Here is a 17919-nt window from a genome sequence, read left to right on the forward strand (position 1 = left end):
CTTAACGGCAAGCAATAGGACGATCGTCTAAGATTGTTGTACAATCCTGCAAACTTAGAAATTAACGCTGCCAAAACGAGTGAAACGTCCGCTATGGAGTTAATGAACGACCAGCCGGCAAAGCGCGAGGCAGACAGAGCGCAAGCCCACAGAGACGAACTGACTCAGCGGATTGCCCAGGCGATTCGTCAGGATGGGACGATTGAGCCGCTCAAAGGATTGCACTTCTACCGCTCCTCCTCACCTTCGGAATGCGTTCATAGTGTCTCTATCCCTGCCTTTTGTGTGATTGCTCAAGGCAGCAAAGAAGTCCTTCTAGGCAGCGATCGCTATCAGTACGACCCGATGCATTATCTGCGGCTAAAACTGAGTATTTCCCGCTACCATCTCGCGGAACTCTTCTACCATTAAAAGCACCTGTGAAATAGTTTTACCTTTGATAGCGATCGCCATCAAGTCAGCAGAAGCAAGGCACAAAGCACAACCTGCACCTTCAAATTTAATGTCTGCAATTTTACTTTCTGCTTCATCTAGTACCAGCGTTAAATCAACCACATCACCGCAATAGGGATTTTCTTCTCGGTGTTGACAATGTACTGGGTTAGTTTTTCCTTTGTTTTGCGGTTTTCTGGCGTGTGTTAAAATTACTTGTTGATAAATTTGGCAATCGTTAGTTTTCAGAATCTCTTCACTCTTGAAAATTCTTTAATAGCAACTGCTTGTAATCGTCCGGGGTATCAATATCAATCGCTGCTTCGGGTATTAGCAGAATCACTCCTGTATCTATATATTTTTGTATTAACGCTTTTGCACCTTTATCTCCTTCAAGCTGCAGCAGTTCTGGAAATAAGGCATTGCTAAACAGGGCAGGTACGCCTGTAGTTTCGTTATACTTTGAGGAAATAATTACTTTTTGCGTTTCTTGATAAGACTGAATCAATTGATTGAAAATCTGGGGAGAAACTAGCGGTTGATCTGCAAGTGAGATGATAACTGCATCAAGTTTAGAGTTAGTTTTCAGTAGCATACTAATACCAGCGCGAATAGAAGAAGACATTCCCTCTTGCCATTGGGAGTTCTCTACAACTTGCACTGCCTTTGGCATTAGTTGCGGTTTAATTTGTTCTGCATAAGCTCCCAGGACTACTATGATAGGTTGGCTCATAGAAGCTAAGGCAACTTCAACCGCATGGAGTATCAGGCTGCGTCCTTGATAAGAAAGCAATTGTTTTGGTCTTCCCATGCGGGTTGCAGAGCCAGCAGCGAGAATAATTAGACCAATTTTAAATACCATACCCAAGTTTTGAATTTTTGATTATTAAGAACATACTCGTATTAGCCATTAATTTTTTGATTATTGACTATTGATTGAAGCATGAATTGGTACAGTGCGGTTTCTTAAAAAACCACCTTGATGCTTTGCTGCTACTGCTTGAATTTCGGCGATAATCGCCAGAGCAATCTCTTCGGAATTATCTGCCCCAATGTCGAGTCCCACCGGACTATATAAATTTTGTTGCTGTTGTGGAGTGGGGATAACTCCTTCTTGTTGTAGTTCTTGCAATAATCGGGCTGTTCTTTTCTTAGGGCCAAGTACACCTAAGTATTTTAAGCCAGAAGGCAATAACACTCTCAGCAATTCCAGGTCGTCTAAATAATTATGAGTCATAACTACAGCAACAGTACGCTCATCTATCTCGATGTTTTTTAATACATCCTGAGGAGAACAAAATTTAACTCGATCGGCTTCTTGAAAACGCTTTCGGCTTGCTTCCCGTTGGCGGTTATCAACTACAGTAATATGCCATCCTAACTGTTTGCCAAAGCGAACAACGGGAAGAACGTCATACCCAGCACCCAAAATTACCAGCGACAGTGGCGGCTGAATGACTTGAATAAAAACTTCAACTTTCCCGCCTATTAACTGATATTGTTTCCCTACCGAGGTTTTGTGTTGAAGTGCTGCTTGTGTATCCTTTAAAACCGCTGCTGCTAATTCCTCATCGCTGATGTGATTGATGATATCTGAATTTAGTAGCAAGCGATCGCCTATTTGAGATTTGCTTTCACCCTCTATATTAAATACAGTTGCAATAGCACTCTCAAACCGAGCATCAAGGCATTTGTGGAGAAAACTAAATTGGTTCGGCTCGTTTACTGGCAACGATTCAATCAAAACATAAGCAATGCCTTGACAGCCAAGCCCCAGTCCCCAAATTAAATCTTCCTCGGAGGTGGAGTCATACTTAACCACACAAGGACTACCAGTGTTCATTACCTGCTGTGCTTTCTCAAATACATCACTTTCCAAACAGCCACCGCTAATTGCACCTACTATCAAGCCATCTGCACTCATCAACATTCGCGCACCAGGCCGGCGATAAGTTGAACCTTCCACTTTAACTAAAGTTGCCAAGGCTAGCTTTTTCGTGGGGTCTTTTACTTGCTCTAAAGCAGCCTTAATATCGTGTAGTTCTTTCATTGCTCAGCCTAAAAATTTTTGTATCTCACTGTGTTTAAGTTTGATTATAAGGACTTCAGCATAAAGGACGATATAACGATAAGTGCAATTTATTGGACAATCCTGCAAAATCCTTCTTGCAGAATGCCGATAACAAGCTATTTACTCCGCTGCCATAACTAGGCGAAAACCGATGTTGATACCCCGATAATCCGGTTCATAGGATTTGCGGAAAGAGCTGCGCCAACTGTTGGGGGTTTGATGCCAACTACCACCACCCACGACGCGCTGGCTGCCGCTGGCTGGTCCTTTAGGGTCGGTAGATGGGCTTTGTGCAAGTATCGCCATACCAGTCTTGCACCCATTCCCATGCGTTTCCGTGTACGTCAGAACTCCCCACCGTTGCCAGCGCCCACCGTTCCCCCTGACTACTGCTGGCACTTCATTCAATAAATGACCTGACTCAAAGCAGCTTGTCCGGCGTAATCGGCAGATCCCTGATGCGTTTGCCCGTGGCATGAAAGACAGCATTGGCGATCGCCGCCGGGATGCCCACCATGCCGAGTTCGCCCATGCCCTTGACACCGAGCGGATTGACGACTTTATCCTCCTCCTCAACGAATATCGTATCGATCTCCAAGACATCGGCATTAACCGGCACGTGATAGTGCTGCAAATTCGGATTCATAATCCGCCCGTAACGGTGGTCGATTTCAGTCGCCTCTTGCAGCGCCATACCAATGCCCCAGACAACGCCGCCGATTTCCTGACTGTGCGAGGCCTTCGGATTCATAATCTTGCCGCAGGCAGTCACTTCAATGGCGCGCGTAACGTGGACAGTCCCCACATCCGGATCGACCTTCACTTCAATGAACTGCGCGCCGTGCGCCAACGTCGCATACTTCTCGCGCTCCTCTGAGGGACGCGACTCGAATGTTTCCGTGATTGCGGTGAGACCATTACGCTTCATCACTGCGGAGATGTTGACGAAACGATCCGGGTCGCTTTTTAGTCGCAGTTGCCCGTCGAGCATCTCGACATCGGAAGAGGCAGCCCCCTTGAGCGGAGAATTCGGTTCCTGGTTCGCGAGGGCGAGCAACTTCGTGCCGATCGCCAGAGCCGCCCCGCGCACCGCCGAGCCGACGCTCGCCGTCGTCCAAGAGCCCCCCTGCGACGGTGCCCGAGGGAACTTCGTGTCGCCGAGTTCAAATTTCACCTGCTCCAACTTCAGCCCCAGATACTCGGCAGCGATCATCGTCATCACCGTGTAGGTGCCGGGGCCGATGTCGCTGGTCGCACTTGCGACTTTGGCCGTGCCGTCCACCTGCAGCGTGACGAGGGCGGCAGCAGGCCTCTGGAAAGCGCCCCAGACGCCGGTCGCCATTCCCCAACCGACGAGTAGGCGTCCGTCACGCATTGATCGCGGCTCGAACTTGCGATTCTTCCAACCGAATTTTTCCGCGCCGAGCCGGTAGCACTCCCGCAACGCCTTACTCGAAAATGGCTTGCCGCTCTCGGGGTCTACTTCGGCATAGTTGATCAGCCGAAGTTCGAGCGGGTCGATCCGCAGCGCGTAGGCCAGCTCGTCCATCGCGCATTCGAGCGCGAACATACCGCTAACGGCCCCCGGTGCGCGCATCCAGGTCGGGGTGGGGAGGTCCGTGTTGGTAATCTTCAGCGGCGCGTAGAGATTCGGGCACGCGTAGACCTGACGCGTGAAACGCGTGGTGTCGTCTGAGAACTCCTCGAGGGTGGAGGTGTTGTGCACGGCTTCATGAATCATCGCGGAGAGCTTTCCCGATCGCTCCGCGCCGAGCGCGATCTTCTGAATCGTGTGCGGACGATAACCGTGGCCAGTGAACATTTGCGTGCGCGTATAGACAACCTTGACTGGGCGCCTGAGTTCGCGGGCTGCCATCGCTGTCAGCGCCGGATAATAGTTCGGGCGCAGCGACGATCCAAAGGCCCCGCCGACGAAGGGCGAGACCACACTCACGTTTTCCTCGGGCACGCCGAAGCTCGAAGCCAAATGTGTGCGTACGCTATAGACCCCCTGCGTCTTGTCGAAGACCGTTAGCTTGTCGCCTTGCCAGACCGCGATCGCCGCGTGCGGCTCCATGGGGTTGTGGTGTTCGATCGGGATGCGGTACTCGACCTCTACCTTCACGGCCGCTGCGCGCATCGCCTCTTCGGGATTACCGCGCCGCTTCGGAGGCGGCTCTTTAGTGGGGACGCGCGCGCTCGCGCGCACCGCCTCAGTGTCGGTCATGTGCTGCTGTGAGTTGTAGGAGACTTTAACGAGACGTGCCGCATAACGTGCCTGCTCGTAGGTCTCGGCGACGACGAGTGCCACGGGCTGCATATTGAAGAAGATTTTGTCGGACTGGAGCGCCCGAAACGACTTGTCTTCCTCCTCGGTGGCGCGGGGCGGGGCCTGCTCCGTGGAAGACTTCGGACCAAGCTTCGGTGCGTTCAGGTGGGTGAAGACGCGAATTACGCCTGCGGCGCCTTCAGCCTCACGCGTGTTGATCGATTTAATCGTGCCTTTTGCTACGGTTCCCAGCACGATAAAACCGTAAGCGAGATTGGGAACCTGGAATTCCGCCGCGTATTTAGCCTTGCCCGTCACTTTGGCTGCGCCGTCCACGCGGCTCATTTCTTTTCCGATGTATCTTGCCATTTCGTTTATCCTCCCTAATATCAAATCCGCCCTTCATCGGAATTATTCATCTCTCTGTTCTCTTCCTCTGCGTTCTCTGCGTACTCTGCGGTTTAATCATTCCAATGCAACCGGAATTGATATAATTAGGCCGCACCGCTCGTCATCGCTTGCTGCAAAGCCAGAACAATGGCGCGTTTTCCGAGTTCGACTTTATAACCGTTATGTTCAAGCGGTTTCGCATCTTTCAGAGCCGCTTCGGCAGCAGCCTGAAAAGTTGTTTCCGTCGCAGGTTTGCCGATCAGAACTCTTTCGGCTTCGGGTGAACGCCAAGGTTTATGCGCGACGCTGCCCAAAACAACGCGTGCCTGTTTGATGGTGTTGCCGCTTGTTTCTAAAGCAGCAGCCACGGCAAGCAGTGCGAAAGCATAGGAAGCGCGATCGCGAACTTTTAGGTAATAAGACTTATTGGCGAAGTTATTCTTCGGCATTTCGATCGCGACGATCAATTCCCCATGCTGAAGATTGTTATCTTTTTCAGGCGTGTTGCCCGGCAAGCGATGAAAATCCTGGAGGGGGATTGTGCGTTCTTGCCCGTTCGTGCCGCGAATCCTCACTACCGCGTCCAGCGCATAAAGCGCATTCGCCATATCGCCCGGGTAAGTCGCCACGCATTTGTCGCTGTAGCCAAAAATGGCATGAATGCGATTAAGGCCCTCAAGCGCTCCGCATCCGCTGCCGGGTTCGCGTTTGTTGCACGGCATAGCGATGTCGTAAAAATACTGGCATCGGGTGCGCTGCATTAAATTTCCCCCGTTGGTCGCCATATTGCGAAGCTGCGCGGAGGCACCGGCTAAAATCGCCATTGACAGAAGCGGGTAATTTTGCCGGATGAGCGGATGGTTAGCCGTGTCGGTATTTTTGGCTAACGCGCCGATCGAAATTCCGTTCGAGGTCGATCGAATTTCCGCCAGATTCAAACCTGAGATGTCAACAAGTTCGCTGGGACGCTCGACGTATTCTTTCATCAAATCAATCAGATTTGTCCCGCCTGCGAGAAACTTTGCCGTTTGATTAGCGGAAACGGTGCCAACGGCACTTGCCGCGTCGGTTGCACTTGAATATTTAAACGATTGCATCGGCTTTGCCCTCCTCATTCAATGCAACGGCAATTTCTTCATCGCTCGCGAAATGCCAGGTATGGGCTGTTTCGCGCCCGGACTGAACTTCTCTGACTGCCGCAACGATTCCCGGATACGCGCCGCAACGGCAAATATTGCCGCTCATGCGTTCTCTGATTTCTTCATCAGAGAGACTTAAATTCTGCGTGCTCGTCCGCAAATTGTTAGTGACGTGACTCGCGTCGCCGTTTTTGGCTTCCTGCAGCAGCGCCACCGCCGAACATATCTGCCCCGGCGTGCAGTAGCCGCACTGGAAGCCGTCGTGTTTGATGAACGCCGCCTGCATCGGATGAAGATTGTCGCCGTCAGCGAGTCCTTCGATCGTCGTCACCTCTTTCCCCTCGCAGCTAGCGGCAAGTGTCAGACAAGAAAGCACGCGGCGCCCGTCAACGATCACCGTACAAGCGCCGCACTGTCCTTGATCGCATCCTTTTTTAGTGCCGGTCAATCCCAGTGTTTCGCGCAGGGTGTCGAGCAGCGCCATGCGCGAATCCACTTCCAGGCGTTGGGTCGAGCCGTTGATTTTCAAAAGAACCTTAACGGCGTTTTCAACCCCAGGGGCCGGGGCGAACACGGCCTCGGGCGCAGCGGCGAGCGTGGCAAAGGCCTCCTCTTTAGCCAGCAGATGGAAGGCGAAGGTGCCGAGTAGGGCAGCCATGCTTTGCCCCAAGAATTTGCGGCGAGCAGCGCCGACAATACCGAGTTGGTCGAGCAGTGTTTCTTCGTCCCTACTCAAATCGTTCTGTTCTTGATTATCGTCCATGATTCTCCTTGCAAAATTCTCAAACAACCCCTGGACAAGTGTTTGTTTTTCGCGCCGGCTCTTCTAACGATCTGCATCCACCGAAGGCGCAGAAGCGCCTTCGCTCGGGCGTCCTTTGTTCTCGAAGACTTCCTTAGCCACGGCAATCGCGGTAACTGCGTTAGGCCAGCCCGCGTAAAACGCCAAGTGGGTGATGGTCTCTATCAACTCCTCCTGCGTCACGCCGTTTTCGCGCGCCCTGACGAGGTGAGAACGAAGCTGGTCCGGTCTGTTCATGGCAATGAGCGCGGCCACCGTCACCAGGCTGCGATCGCGCTTCGATAGCTCAGGACGTTCCCAGACATCACCAAACAGCACGTTGTCGGTAAGCTCGACTAACTTGGGAGCGATATCGCCGATCGCTCTTTGGGCCGGCGTCTGTTGCACACTGACAGCGGGGACGGAGCGTGCAGGCACAGCGGATGCCGACCGTTGCGCCTGGACTGGCGTGCCGTACTGCTCGTCGCTGACCTGTTCCATCCAGTCGGTGCTCTTGCCGTCGAGCTGTTCCACGATGGCGATATGCGTCATCGCAGAGTTTGGCGAGGCTCCGTGCCAGTGTTTTACACCTGGCGGAATCCGGACGACATCTCCTGGCCGGATCTCCTCGACCGGCCCCCCCCAGCCCTGCACCCGCCCGACGCCCGCTGTCACGATCAGGATCTGACCAAGCGGATGGGTGTGCCATGCCGAGCGAGCACCGGACTCAAACGTGACGTAGGCACCGGATGCGCGTGCTGGATCGTTCGCCTGGAACAGAGGATCGACGCGCACGGAACCCGTGAAGTTTTCGGCTGGTCCCTTCCGCGAGGGCACAGAGCCGCTTCGCATGATGTTGATTGTCTGCGAATCTTGCATTGGCGCGGTCTGGGGAGCGCCGGACCCCTCGGCGGCTCCTGCCTGATTTGCTTGGGCCGAGGCCGAAGCGAGCAGAGAAAGCGATATGACCGTTGCGGTGAGCAGTTTCATTTTCGTCCTGTCGATTCAGTGTGAGCAGCAAACAGACCCTTTTGCGACCGAACGCCCTGGACAGTGCCGGTAAAATACTCGGCTGATCCCTTGGCAGAAGGCTGTGCGCCACTTCGTTTGATGTTCATTGTCTGAATTCCTTTGGCTACCCCAATTGTAGAGATGGAGCACTTAGCGCCTGCTCTATCAAAAGGGATGAGAATTTTTTAACAAGCAAGGTTAGCTTTGATGGCATTTTGGTTGTCAGTTGGCGAGTCTTTTGCCCAATCAAACCTGAGTTTTCTTTTGTATAAAAGTCTAGACGTTTGTAATTCGCCGGAATCACTTTTCATTGCTTTAGCCTCATTCTAAGGATTCTTAACGGCAAGCAATAGGACGATCGTCTAAGATTGTTGTACAATCCTGCAAACTTAGAAATGAACGCTGCCAAAACGAGTGAAACGTCCGCTATGGAGTTAATGAACGACCAGCCGGCAAAGCGCGAGGCAGACAGAGGGCAAGCCCACAGAGACGAACTGACCCAGCGGATTGCCCAGGCGATTCGTCAGGATGGGACGATTGAGCCGCTCAAAGGATTGCACTTCAACCGTTCCTCTTCCCCTTCGGAATGCTTTCATAATGTCTCTATCCCTGCCTTTTGTGCGATTGCTCAGGGCAGCAAAGAAGTGCTTCTGGGCAATGATCGCTATCAGTACGACCCTTTGCATTATTTGCTGGCTACGATCGAACTGCCCGTTGCCAGCCAAATTCTGGAAGCGTCCAAGGCGCAACCGTACCTGGGCCTTCGCCTCGATCTCGACCCCACCCTCGTTGGCTCAGTGATGGTCGAGGCGGGCGATCCCTCATCGCGCAGCCGTGCTGATGTGAAAGCGATTGACGTAAGTCCGTTGGATGCAAATCTTTTGGACGCTGTGGTGCGGCTCGTCAGGCTTCTAGATTCCCCTGCTGAAGCTCATGTTCTCGCACCACTGATTAAGCGGGAAATCATCTACCGGCTCCTCATGGGAGAACAAGGTAACCGGCTCCGTCATATTGCAGTTCTGGGTGGCTCTACCCACCAAATTGCTAGAGCCGTTGATCGACTTCGTAAAGACTTTAACCAGCCGCTTCGGATTGAAAGCATTGCACGAGAGCTTGGCATGAGCGTCTCAGGCTTCCACCATCACTTCAAGTCTGTCACTGCCATGAGTCCCTTGCAGTTCCAGAAGCAGCTGCGGCTCCAGGAGGCTCGTCGTCTGATGCTGGGGGAAAAGCTTGACGCTAGCAGTGCTGCCTACCGTGTGGGTTATGACGATGCCTCGCACTTCAACCGGGAGTACAAGCGGCTCTTTGGTGCACCACCGATGCGCGATGTGGAGCGGTTGCGAGAAGCTACTAGGGAGAGTGCTATTGCAGTTGAAGGGTTAGTTACGACAAAGACTTGAAGGTATTATCCACGCTATCCCAGAAATTCTCAAAGAGGCGCTTGCTGTCAAGGGTAGGCATTGTCAGGAGCCATCGCTCTGTGAATTCTCTTGATTATATGTCCTAACTATTCCTTCAATTGCTCTACGCCAGCGATTTCATTTAATTAACTTGACCGACTTAATCAGTTGCTTTAGCTTTATGCCGGCAGTTAGGGCAATTCATTCTGCCCAGATATCAACTCAGTCTGCGAATATTATCTGGCGGCGTGGTATTTTGCCTCGTATTCTGGAAAAGACTTGAAACCGGCATCAGCGAATGACAACAGACGAGCAATTTTTACCCACGGCGAAACAACCCCCGCGCCTAATGTCTCTGGATGTGTTTCGAGGCATTGCAATCACCGGCATGATTTTAGTCAACAATCCCGGTAGCTGGGATTATGTTTATGCTCCCCTAAAGCACGCAGAATGGCACGGCTGCACCCCGACAGACTTAGTTTTTCCCTTCTTCCTCTTCATTGTCGGTGTGGCAATGGCTTTCTCCCTCTCCAAATACACCCCAGAAAATCGCCCAACTGCCGCCGTTTACACGCGGATTGTCCGCAGATGCGTCTTTTTATTCGCCCTTGGTTTATTACTAGCCGTTATTTCTTTAATTTTTGACTGGCTATTTAACGCAAAAACCCTTGATTTGAGCACCCTTCGGATTATGGGTGTCTTGCAGCGCATCAGTCTGTGTTACTTGATCTCTAGCGCGATCATCCTTCACCTGCCGCGCAAAACTCAATGGGTGCTTGCAGCCGTGATTTTGCTGGGATATTGGGCGCTAATGCAACTCATTCCCGTACCCGGATATGGTGCCGGCAACTTCTCCCCCCACGGCGAAGGCAGCTTAGCTGCTTACATTGATCGGCTGATCTTCACCCCTGCACACTTGCTAAAGCGTGACATCGGATTCGATCCCGAAGGACTATTCAGCACCTTTCCTGCCGTTGTTAGTGTCCTTATTGGTTACTTTACAGGGGAGTGGCTGCGCCGGCACAAAGTACAAACAGAAATTAGTGTGCAATTGGCGATTGCCGGCCTTTGTTGTCTAATTGTCGGGCATTTGTGGGGGTTTCTCTTTCCTATCAATAAGCAGCTTTGGACAAGTTCCTACGTCGTTTTTACCAGTGGTTGGGCGTTACTGTTGCTTGCCGGCTTGTACTATATCCTAGAAGTCCGTAACTGGCGTAAGTGGGCATGGCCATTTGAAGTAATGGGGTTGAATGCTATTTTCCTTTTCGTTGCCTCTGGTACTGTTGCCCGCTTTCTAATTAAGACTCATATTGGTGCCGGTAAAGACGCTCCCACAACTTACACTTGGCTCTACGAGAACTTATTTCGACCGTGGGCCGGCGCACTGAACGGTTCCCTCGCTTTTGCCCTCACCACCGTCTTTTTGTGGTGGTTAATTCTTTACCTCATGTACAGAAATAAATGGTTTTTAAAGCTCTAAAAAACTGGCTTTTAATTCTATTATTTTATAAATAAACCGTTTTTCAAAATAGTTAAAATTTTTAATGTTTTAAACTTCCGACTTCTGACAGAATAAGGCTTGTAAGCGCTGCTCATACAAAGTTTAAAACATATTTTTCCTTAGGCCGGTTAGTAGTAATGGCATCTTGAGATAGACCCAACGCGCACGCACTCCCAAAAAAGATCACGAATGATTTAGATTGCTATATCTGCGTATGCTTATGCCTACGGCACGCTGCGCTATCGTCTGTGGTTTTAATCCAAAAACTTTATTTTATCTCCTCAAATAATACAAAAAAAGCAAAAGAAAAAATTCCTTCTTTTGCCTTGTGTATTTTTAATTGTGCCTTTAAAGTCGTTGGAGCAAATTTTTCCCGTGAGTATCGGTGCCGCAGGTTTTTAATAACCCGTAAGTGGCGCTAAATTGTTCCACCACCTGAGTTTGTTTGGGGCTAGCACGCCAAGGATTTGGATTATTGTAAGCGTAGTAAGTTTCCACACCATCCATCCCTAATTCAGCCGCCGCTGGAATTAGCTTGGTTTCTGAGATGCGATACCGTGCGGGATGCGCTAAAACTGCTAACCCCCCAGCTTCCTGAATTGCAGAAATTACAGAGCCGGCTTCATAATCACTTCCCTGTACTCCCTTTCCTTGTAAATAAGGCTGCATACGCGGGTGTTCGGGGTCAAAAGCATAGCCTAAAATGTGTACCTCACATCCTAGTAAATCAGCATTCACTTCAACGCCAACCCACAGGTGGGGCGCTTGTGGGTATTCAGAATTAAGAATTGAGGAATGAGAATGATTTTTCTCATAATTCACTTTCAATTCTTCCTGATTTTGTTGCCATTGGTCTAACCAGTGCTGAGCCAGCTTATAGCCATTAACACTGTGGTGATCTGTAATTGCCAGCCCTTTAAGACCAATTGCGATGGCTTGTTCAATCAACACCTCTGGCTGCAGTTGGCCGTCAGAGTGGACTGTATGCATATGAAAGTTATAGGAACGCGGACAACTTTCTGCATGAATCGTTTTAAAGACTTGCTTTAGTGCCGGCATATTCTGTGCTGCCGGCTTGGGCGAAGCATAAGCCTGAGCAAGATTGACTGCCATGACTGCCTCAAAAGGAGTGGGTTCTTGTCTAATATATCTAAATATTTCTAAAACGGGAGCGACCACAGGATGCTGAAAGTCGCCTTTACCAAAAAGTTGTCTAATGCGTCCGGCCCAACAGCCCCTCCATTCCGGTTGGATATTGAATTTGAGGTTCCTAATGGCTTGATTGTGCTGTTTGGACAGTCTGGCTGTGGAAAAAGTTCCACCCTCATGGCGATCGCCGGCTTAATGCATCCAGACTGGGGCTATATAAAAGTAGCAGAGACAACATTTTTAGATACAGACCGGCGCATCAATTTACCAGCGTATCGGCGACAAGTCGGATATGTTTTTCAAAATTATGCATTATTTCCACATCTAAATGTTGCTGAAAATATCAGTTTTGGGTTAAATCACTGGCACCGGCACCACCGCCAACAGCGAATTGTAGAATTAGTTGAGCTGTTAGAACTTCAAGACTTAGTGCATCTGCCGGTGGGGCAAATCTCTGGGGGACAGGCTCAACGAGTTGCCATTGCCCGTGCTGTTGCACCCTACCCAAAAATCCTTTTATTAGATGAACCGTTCAGTGCCCTTGATGATGAGTTGAGAGCGACTCTGAGAGCGGAGTTGAAAATTATTCAGCATCGATTAAATTTACCCATTGTACTGGTCACACATTCACGTTCAGAGGCGATGGAACTTGCTGATCATGTCGTTACTTTAGGGGCTGGTAAAGTTATCGAAGTCGGTTTAGCAAAGCAATTGCTCGATTCTCGTTCAGATCAAATTCACTCTAATTTCCGTTGGGGTTAGACGAGGTTAGATTTTGGATTTTGGATTTTAAAATTATCCAAAATCCAAACCTAGCTTCCTGTTCATCATTCGGCCACCAGTCCTGAGTTGCGGGCTTCCCAGGCCAGGTTTAACAGCTGAGTCCAACGCTTTTGCAACTGTTTCGGTGTGCACTTTAAGACTTGGGCAATTTCTTGTTCACTCTTTTGGGCGCACTTAAGGTCTAATAGCTGCCGGTCTTGGGGCGTGAGTTTGTTCACAAACGTTTCCCACTGTTGGGGAGGCATTCCCAAATTTTGATCCAGATCCGCACCCAACCACTGATGCACCAATTTCCAATTGTGAGAGCGAGCAAACTTTTCAACGTGGTACTTAAAGCGCTGTTGCAGGTAGTCCCGCTGACGAGCACTAAGATTGAGGACTTCATCAATCTCTTGAGCAGCCATGTCTTGAAGTTTTAACACCAGGTAATCTACACAGTCCGATTGACCTTGAGATTCCAGATATTGTACGAGTTCGGCGACAACCCGATCCCGCAAAACGGCCTCAGCCGGGTCAATGGTTTCGGAGATCATCTGTTCCCGCACTTGTTGGGCGGCGTGAGAGCGATTTTGTACTTCTGCATCTTCGCCTTTGGGGAATTCGATCGCTTGTTCGATATCAAGGACTGTCTCAGCCGGCTGGTTGTTGGCGAACCCTTGAGCACGCAGCACTACCAACTGTTGGGCACCCCGACCGGGCAAGTTGATCCGGCGCTTGGCAAAGTGTTCGGTAAAGGCCATATACTCGGCCAGTTCCAGCTGAGTGCGCGGCGTGTAATCTTCAGTGAGTTGGTTTTCCCGACGGAAAGCTCGCAAAGATTCCATATAAAAGCCTTGCAGGAAGTCTTCGATCAGGTTGTAGCGGCCTTGAAAGCCCAAGCGTGAGCGCAATGGAGCAACATGGCGATAAACCATTGAACTGAGGGTGCTGTGCAGTTCCACGCGGCCTTGTTTGGAACCGAGTTGATAGTAATCTAGGCATTTTTGCATCCGGTGCCGTGCCAAGACTTGCTGCCAAGAGTGAACTTGACCGGAGTTTTGGATGCGGGCGCTTTTCTGACAAATCCGCTCGATTTCCTTGGCAATTCGCATGGCGACTGCCGGCACGCTTCTGGAAGATGATTGGATTTTTTCGTGCAGTTCCCGGACAAGCTGGTTGGCTAGGGTTTGGGTGTCGATTCCTCCTAGGGAATTCATTTCTAGGGGTTCTGACTCGTTGCCCTGCCGAGGAGCATTATTGGGAGCACCGGATGGTGCGGGGTTGATGCTGAAGTTGTTGGAAGTTTGGTAGAAGGAATTTGCAAGTGGGGAGTTCATGATTTTGCCTCTGGGGACGCACCGTAGCGACGAGCAGTAATAAAGTCGTAGGCAGTTAGGGGGGAAGCGTGTGAGGAGTGAGTTTCACCCGCCCCGCCGTCTTAACTTTCTACTCTTCGACTGTATGAAACTGCCATTGTCTGCGGTGACGCCGCTGTGGCACTAACCCAACCTATGCGATATCGAGTTGCCACCCTCGAAAGTAACTGTTTGCCGGTCTTATACGGATATCCGAAATCCCTGTCGGTTCCAGGGGCGCAAACCCTTGCTGGATAATCACTCTCTGCCATAAAGACCGCTTGCCAACCAGTTAGCTAGGTGGGGGGTTTCACCCCTCAGTGTAGTGGACGATTCCCCAACTGGTCTACGTTCCCTAATCCGGCACAACAACTGTCACATTTACGAAAGGAATTCAAAAAGGTAATTGTAGTGATTGAATGTGGCCGGTCAGCTTCAACGAAAAAAGCCTGTTGATTCAATCCTCTGTGAGTTAGAGGTTGCTCGCCTTTGTGTGTTGCCGGTGCTCTCCAACCGTGTCTAGCTTGACCCTTAGTATCGCTGAATACAAAGCTTCTCTTCCTTCTGTTGACCCACCCATCAGGATATCTAGCAAAGAAGTGAGTGCTGAGCTTTTGAGTGCTGAGTGCTGAGTGCTGAGTGCTGAGTGAAAGAAAGGCACAAGGGGAGTGATGAGTGCTGAGTGTTGAGGGAGAGAAGGGGAGAGGGTAGGATGAGGAGAGAAAAGCCCCATTCTTAGTTCCTACTCGCTGACGCCTGATACCCAATTAGCTACGGCTTGCCATCCTAAACCTTGTCGCACAACCACGGCTTCTGGGCCGGTTAAATCTAAAATGGTGGAAACCTGATATCCTGGCTCTTGGCCATTGTCCACGATCACATCCACTAATTTGTCTAGCTGGTCGAACAGTTCTGCCCGCCCAGGGGGGTTATCGAGCGCCGGCTTTGTTTCATCATCATTCAGCAAGTGAGCTGAGGTGGAAATGATGGGATTGCCCAGCGACTGTAACAGCGACTGACACACTGCATGATCGGGAACCCGAATGCCGGTGGTTTTACGCTTGGGGTTCATCACGAGCTTGGGCACTAACTTGGTTCCCGGCAACAAGAATGTGTAGGTTCCGGGTATCAAATGCTTCATGAGGCGATAGGCTTCATCTGTCACCACCGCATAGTGAGCCACATTAGAGAGCGAAGGACACAGGAAGGTGAGGGGCTTGTCGTTGGATAGCTGCTTGATGCGCCGCACGCGCTCTACTGCTGCTTTAACGTTGAGGTCGCAACCGATGGCATACACTGTATCGGTGGGATATAGCATGACTGCTCCATTCCGAAGCGCATCCTTAATTTCCTCGATTTTGCGTGCTTGGGGTGTGTCGGGATGAATTTCGTAAAGAGTAGCCATAACAATAGAGTTGAGTGTTGAGTGTTGAGTGCAGTTCTCCCCATTCTCAATGAACAATGAAGAAAATCGCTTACCTCGAATGTCCCACCGGCATTGCTGGTGATATGTGCCTGGGTGCTCTCGTTAGTGCGGGCGTTCCTTTAGATTACCTAATCGAAAAGTTGAACAATTTGGGCATTTCTGAAGAGTACCAGTTACGCGCTGAACTTGTCCATCGCAATGGTCAGCAAGCCACTAAAGTTTATGTTGACTTAAAACAGACACTTTTGCATTCTGTATCAGCGGATTCTGCGGTAGTCGCGCCCCTGGCAAGTGACGAACCGGCTGAACCCCCAACGTTTAGCAATCATCACCACCCCCACGGCGAAAACCACAACCCGGATCGCCGGCACGAGGCTAATGCTAACCATACGCACACGCGTCATCTGCCAGAGATTGAGCGGATGATTGCCTCAGCTCGATTGCCGGCGCGGGCGCAAGCATGGAGTTTAGCGGTATTTCGCAAGCTGGCAGAGGCGGAAGGGGCGGTGCATGGCATTCCTCCTGAACGGGTGCATTTCCATGAGGTGGGTGCCACGGATGCGATTGTGGATATTGTGGGCACCTGTTTGGGATTAGATTGGCTGGGAATTGATGAGCTTTATTGCTCTGCTTTACCCACCGGCGGCGGTACAGTGAGGGCAGCACATGGCGAGTTGCCGGTGCCAACACCGGCAGTGTTGAAGTTGTGGGAAATGAGGCAGGTGCCGGTTTACAGCAATGGTGTTGAGCGGGAGTTGGTAACGCCGACGGGTGCGGCGATTGCGGTTAGTTTAGCAAAAGGTTTTGGTTCAGTGCCGGCTATGGCGATTTATCGCCTAGGATCGGGTGCCGGTACTCGCCAGTTGGCCATTCCAAATATCCTGCGTTTGTGGATTGGAAAAAAAGTCAAAGGGAAAAAGTTAAAAGTCAAAATAAAAGGGAAAAAAGGCAAAGCTGAACAGGTCATTGCTTCTCCTTTACCTATCGGAAACTCAATGGTTCCGCGTCCTTTGCCTTTGGCAAATGGCTACAAAGAAAGGGCAAATGAGAGCCAAAATGTTTCGGTGCTGGAAACACAAATTGACGATCTAAGTCCGCAAGCGATTGGTTATGTCTTTGATGCGTTATTTGATGCCGGCGCGTTGGATGTGTTCACGCAATCAATCGGAATGAAAAAATGCCGACCTGGGATTTTGCTAACAGTGATTTGTTTGCCAGAAAATCAGGCTGCTTGTGAGGCGACAATTTTTCGAGAAACAACAACCTTGGGTATTCGCCGGCAGACTCAAGAACGAGCAATTTTGCAGCGAGAAATAAAGCCGGTGCAGACACCTTTAGGAGAGGTACGCGTCAAGGTTGCCAAGTCTGGGGATACGATTACCAACGTGCAACCTGAATACGAAGATTGCGCTCAGTTGGCAAAACAGCACAATCTCAGTTGGCGTGAAGTACATCGCATTGTTTTACAAACTTGGTATAGCCAAAGTCAGCAGTAAAACCCAAGTAAAACGCAAAAGTTATCTTGATAGAAACAACTCCGCCCTTCTTAGCAAGAGCGGAGTTTTTCGTCTCCCTGTCTTTCTGTCAAGCTTCAGTTGTTAGTGAATGTCCCGACAACCAGTGCTCAAGAAACTAAATTTTTATCGCTTCCGGACTTACTGCCGGTCGTACTTGGTAGGAGTTCTTGTGCCAGGAGCGCTGGGGTTATCAGGATTCAGCGTTTCTTCAGCATTCTGTTTGATGACTTTAGGGATATTCTTGCCCAAATTCTTAAGGTTTTTCAGGCCGGTGTCACCGATTTTGTCGCTATTGATATCTTCGGCCTTGTCTTGAATTCTCTTGACAGTGCCGCTGTCTACTTGCTCAGCCGAAGCATCGGTACGATTGAGTAAGGGAATAGCTTGGGCTTGAAGATCGTTGCTGGTACCAAAAGCAGAACTCACAAAAATTGTAACGGCTGCCAAAACAACTGTAACGATTTGACGCAAGCGAATGCTTTGTATCCAAGAAATTAATCGATTCATGGGGTTTCTCCTAATAAGGTTTGTTGGATGTAGAGAGAAGGCTCTTTGACTCAACTCTCCTCTTCTTTTCTACTTTCATTTAAGCATAATTTAAAAAATTTGTATATTTAATTTTAATTTAATTTGAAGTTTTATAGGAATAAAATTTTATCTTTTATCTAAGTAATTTATAATTTAATCTCTTCCCACTATAACTTTTTTTGAAG

Annotated in this window: 18 protein-coding genes; 5 read left to right on the forward strand and 13 right to left on the reverse strand. The window is 50.0% G+C overall.

What is annotated here, in order from left to right:
• Positions 1-33: 33 nt before the first annotated feature.
• Entirely contained in the window at positions 34-411 is a 378-nt protein-coding gene (locus H6F73_RS22955; protein ID WP_242072616.1) for an AraC family transcriptional regulator, read from the forward strand.
• A 277-nt stretch (positions 412-688) separates the two neighbouring features.
• Here H6F73_RS22955 and H6F73_RS22965 read toward each other — a convergent pair whose 3' ends face one another.
• The 8 genes from H6F73_RS22965 to H6F73_RS27125 all read right to left on the reverse strand — a co-directional run bounded on the left by H6F73_RS22965 (position 689) and on the right by H6F73_RS27125 (position 8200).
• The gene (locus H6F73_RS22965; RefSeq protein ID WP_190761088.1) at positions 689-1294 is read right to left on the reverse strand and encodes a nucleotidyltransferase family protein; all 606 of its coding nucleotides are present in this window, start codon (positions 1292-1294) and stop codon (positions 689-691) included.
• Positions 1295-1354: 60 nt separating this feature from the next.
• Positions 1355-2482: an XdhC/CoxI family protein gene (locus H6F73_RS22970; RefSeq protein ID WP_190761089.1), complete on the reverse strand. Its 1128-nt coding sequence runs from the start codon at positions 2480-2482 to the stop codon at positions 1355-1357.
• A gap of 141 nt (positions 2483-2623) precedes the next feature.
• Positions 2624-2809, reverse strand: a complete 186-nt coding sequence (locus H6F73_RS22975) for an SUMF1/EgtB/PvdO family nonheme iron enzyme (protein ID WP_199330743.1) — start codon at positions 2807-2809, stop codon at positions 2624-2626.
• A 115-nt stretch (positions 2810-2924) separates the two neighbouring features.
• Positions 2925-5141, reverse strand: a complete 2217-nt coding sequence (locus tag H6F73_RS22980; RefSeq protein WP_190761090.1) for a xanthine dehydrogenase family protein molybdopterin-binding subunit — start codon at positions 5139-5141, stop codon at positions 2925-2927.
• A 125-nt stretch (positions 5142-5266) separates the two neighbouring features.
• Positions 5267-6259 (reverse strand): xanthine dehydrogenase family protein subunit M, encoded by a 993-nt coding sequence (locus H6F73_RS22985; protein ID WP_190761091.1) that lies wholly within the window; start codon positions 6257-6259, stop codon positions 5267-5269.
• Positions 6246-7064, reverse strand: coding sequence for a 2Fe-2S iron-sulfur cluster-binding protein (locus tag H6F73_RS22990; protein ID WP_190761092.1), 819 nt, complete (start codon positions 7062-7064; stop codon positions 6246-6248). Before H6F73_RS22990 ends, H6F73_RS22985 begins: the two co-directional genes overlap by 14 nt.
• A 63-nt stretch (positions 7065-7127) precedes the next feature.
• Entirely contained in the window at positions 7128-8072 is a 945-nt protein-coding gene (locus H6F73_RS22995) for a carboxymuconolactone decarboxylase family protein (RefSeq protein WP_147682871.1), read from the reverse strand.
• Entirely contained in the window at positions 8069-8200 is a 132-nt protein-coding gene (locus H6F73_RS27125) for a hypothetical protein (RefSeq protein ID WP_277882644.1), read from the reverse strand. The genes H6F73_RS22995 and H6F73_RS27125 overlap by 4 nt, the downstream gene beginning before the upstream one ends.
• A 288-nt stretch (positions 8201-8488) precedes the next feature.
• Between H6F73_RS27125 and H6F73_RS23005 the strand changes: the two genes are divergently transcribed.
• Together H6F73_RS23005 and H6F73_RS23010 are read left to right on the forward strand one after the other, a co-directional pair.
• Positions 8489-9496: an AraC family transcriptional regulator gene (locus tag H6F73_RS23005; RefSeq protein ID WP_190761093.1), complete on the forward strand. Its 1008-nt coding sequence runs from the start codon at positions 8489-8491 to the stop codon at positions 9494-9496.
• Between the two features lie 298 nt (positions 9497-9794).
• Positions 9795-10976, forward strand: coding sequence for a DUF5009 domain-containing protein (locus tag H6F73_RS23010; protein WP_190761094.1), 1182 nt, complete (start codon positions 9795-9797; stop codon positions 10974-10976).
• A gap of 369 nt (positions 10977-11345) precedes the next feature.
• Here H6F73_RS23010 and H6F73_RS23015 read toward each other — a convergent pair whose 3' ends face one another.
• The gene (locus tag H6F73_RS23015; RefSeq protein WP_190761244.1) at positions 11346-12110 is read right to left on the reverse strand and encodes a PHP domain-containing protein; all 765 of its coding nucleotides are present in this window, start codon (positions 12108-12110) and stop codon (positions 11346-11348) included.
• A gap of 69 nt (positions 12111-12179) precedes the next feature.
• On the opposite strand from H6F73_RS23015, the gene H6F73_RS23020 reads away from it, so the two are divergent.
• Positions 12180-12908, forward strand: coding sequence for an ATP-binding cassette domain-containing protein (locus H6F73_RS23020; RefSeq protein ID WP_190761095.1), 729 nt, complete (start codon positions 12180-12182; stop codon positions 12906-12908).
• Between the two features lie 65 nt (positions 12909-12973).
• Here the strand turns inward: H6F73_RS23020 and H6F73_RS23025 are convergent, their stop codons facing one another.
• The 3 genes from H6F73_RS23025 to H6F73_RS23035 form a co-directional block, all read right to left on the reverse strand.
• Positions 12974-14245: a HetZ-related protein gene (locus H6F73_RS23025; protein WP_190761096.1), complete on the reverse strand. Its 1272-nt coding sequence runs from the start codon at positions 14243-14245 to the stop codon at positions 12974-12976.
• Between the two features lie 490 nt (positions 14246-14735).
• Complete coding sequence (locus H6F73_RS23030) at positions 14736-14996, reverse strand: hypothetical protein (protein WP_190761097.1); 261 nt, start codon at positions 14994-14996, stop codon at positions 14736-14738.
• A 9-nt stretch (positions 14997-15005) separates the two neighbouring features.
• Entirely contained in the window at positions 15006-15668 is a 663-nt protein-coding gene (locus tag H6F73_RS23035; RefSeq protein ID WP_190761098.1) for an L-threonylcarbamoyladenylate synthase, read from the reverse strand.
• A 56-nt stretch (positions 15669-15724) separates the two neighbouring features.
• On the opposite strand from H6F73_RS23035, the gene larC reads away from it, so the two are divergent.
• Positions 15725-17185: a nickel pincer cofactor biosynthesis protein LarC gene (gene larC / locus H6F73_RS23040; RefSeq protein WP_190761099.1), complete on the forward strand. Its 1461-nt coding sequence runs from the start codon at positions 15725-15727 to the stop codon at positions 17183-17185.
• 159 nt (positions 17186-17344) lie between these two features.
• Here the strand turns inward: larC and H6F73_RS23045 are convergent, their stop codons facing one another.
• The gene (locus tag H6F73_RS23045) at positions 17345-17713 is read right to left on the reverse strand and encodes a hypothetical protein (protein ID WP_190761100.1); all 369 of its coding nucleotides are present in this window, start codon (positions 17711-17713) and stop codon (positions 17345-17347) included.
• Positions 17714-17919 lie beyond the last annotated feature (206 nt).

Origin of the sequence: Microcoleus sp. FACHB-68 (assembly GCF_014695715.1) — a bacterium.
GTDB lineage: Bacteria > Cyanobacteriota > Cyanobacteriia > Cyanobacteriales > Oscillatoriaceae > FACHB-68.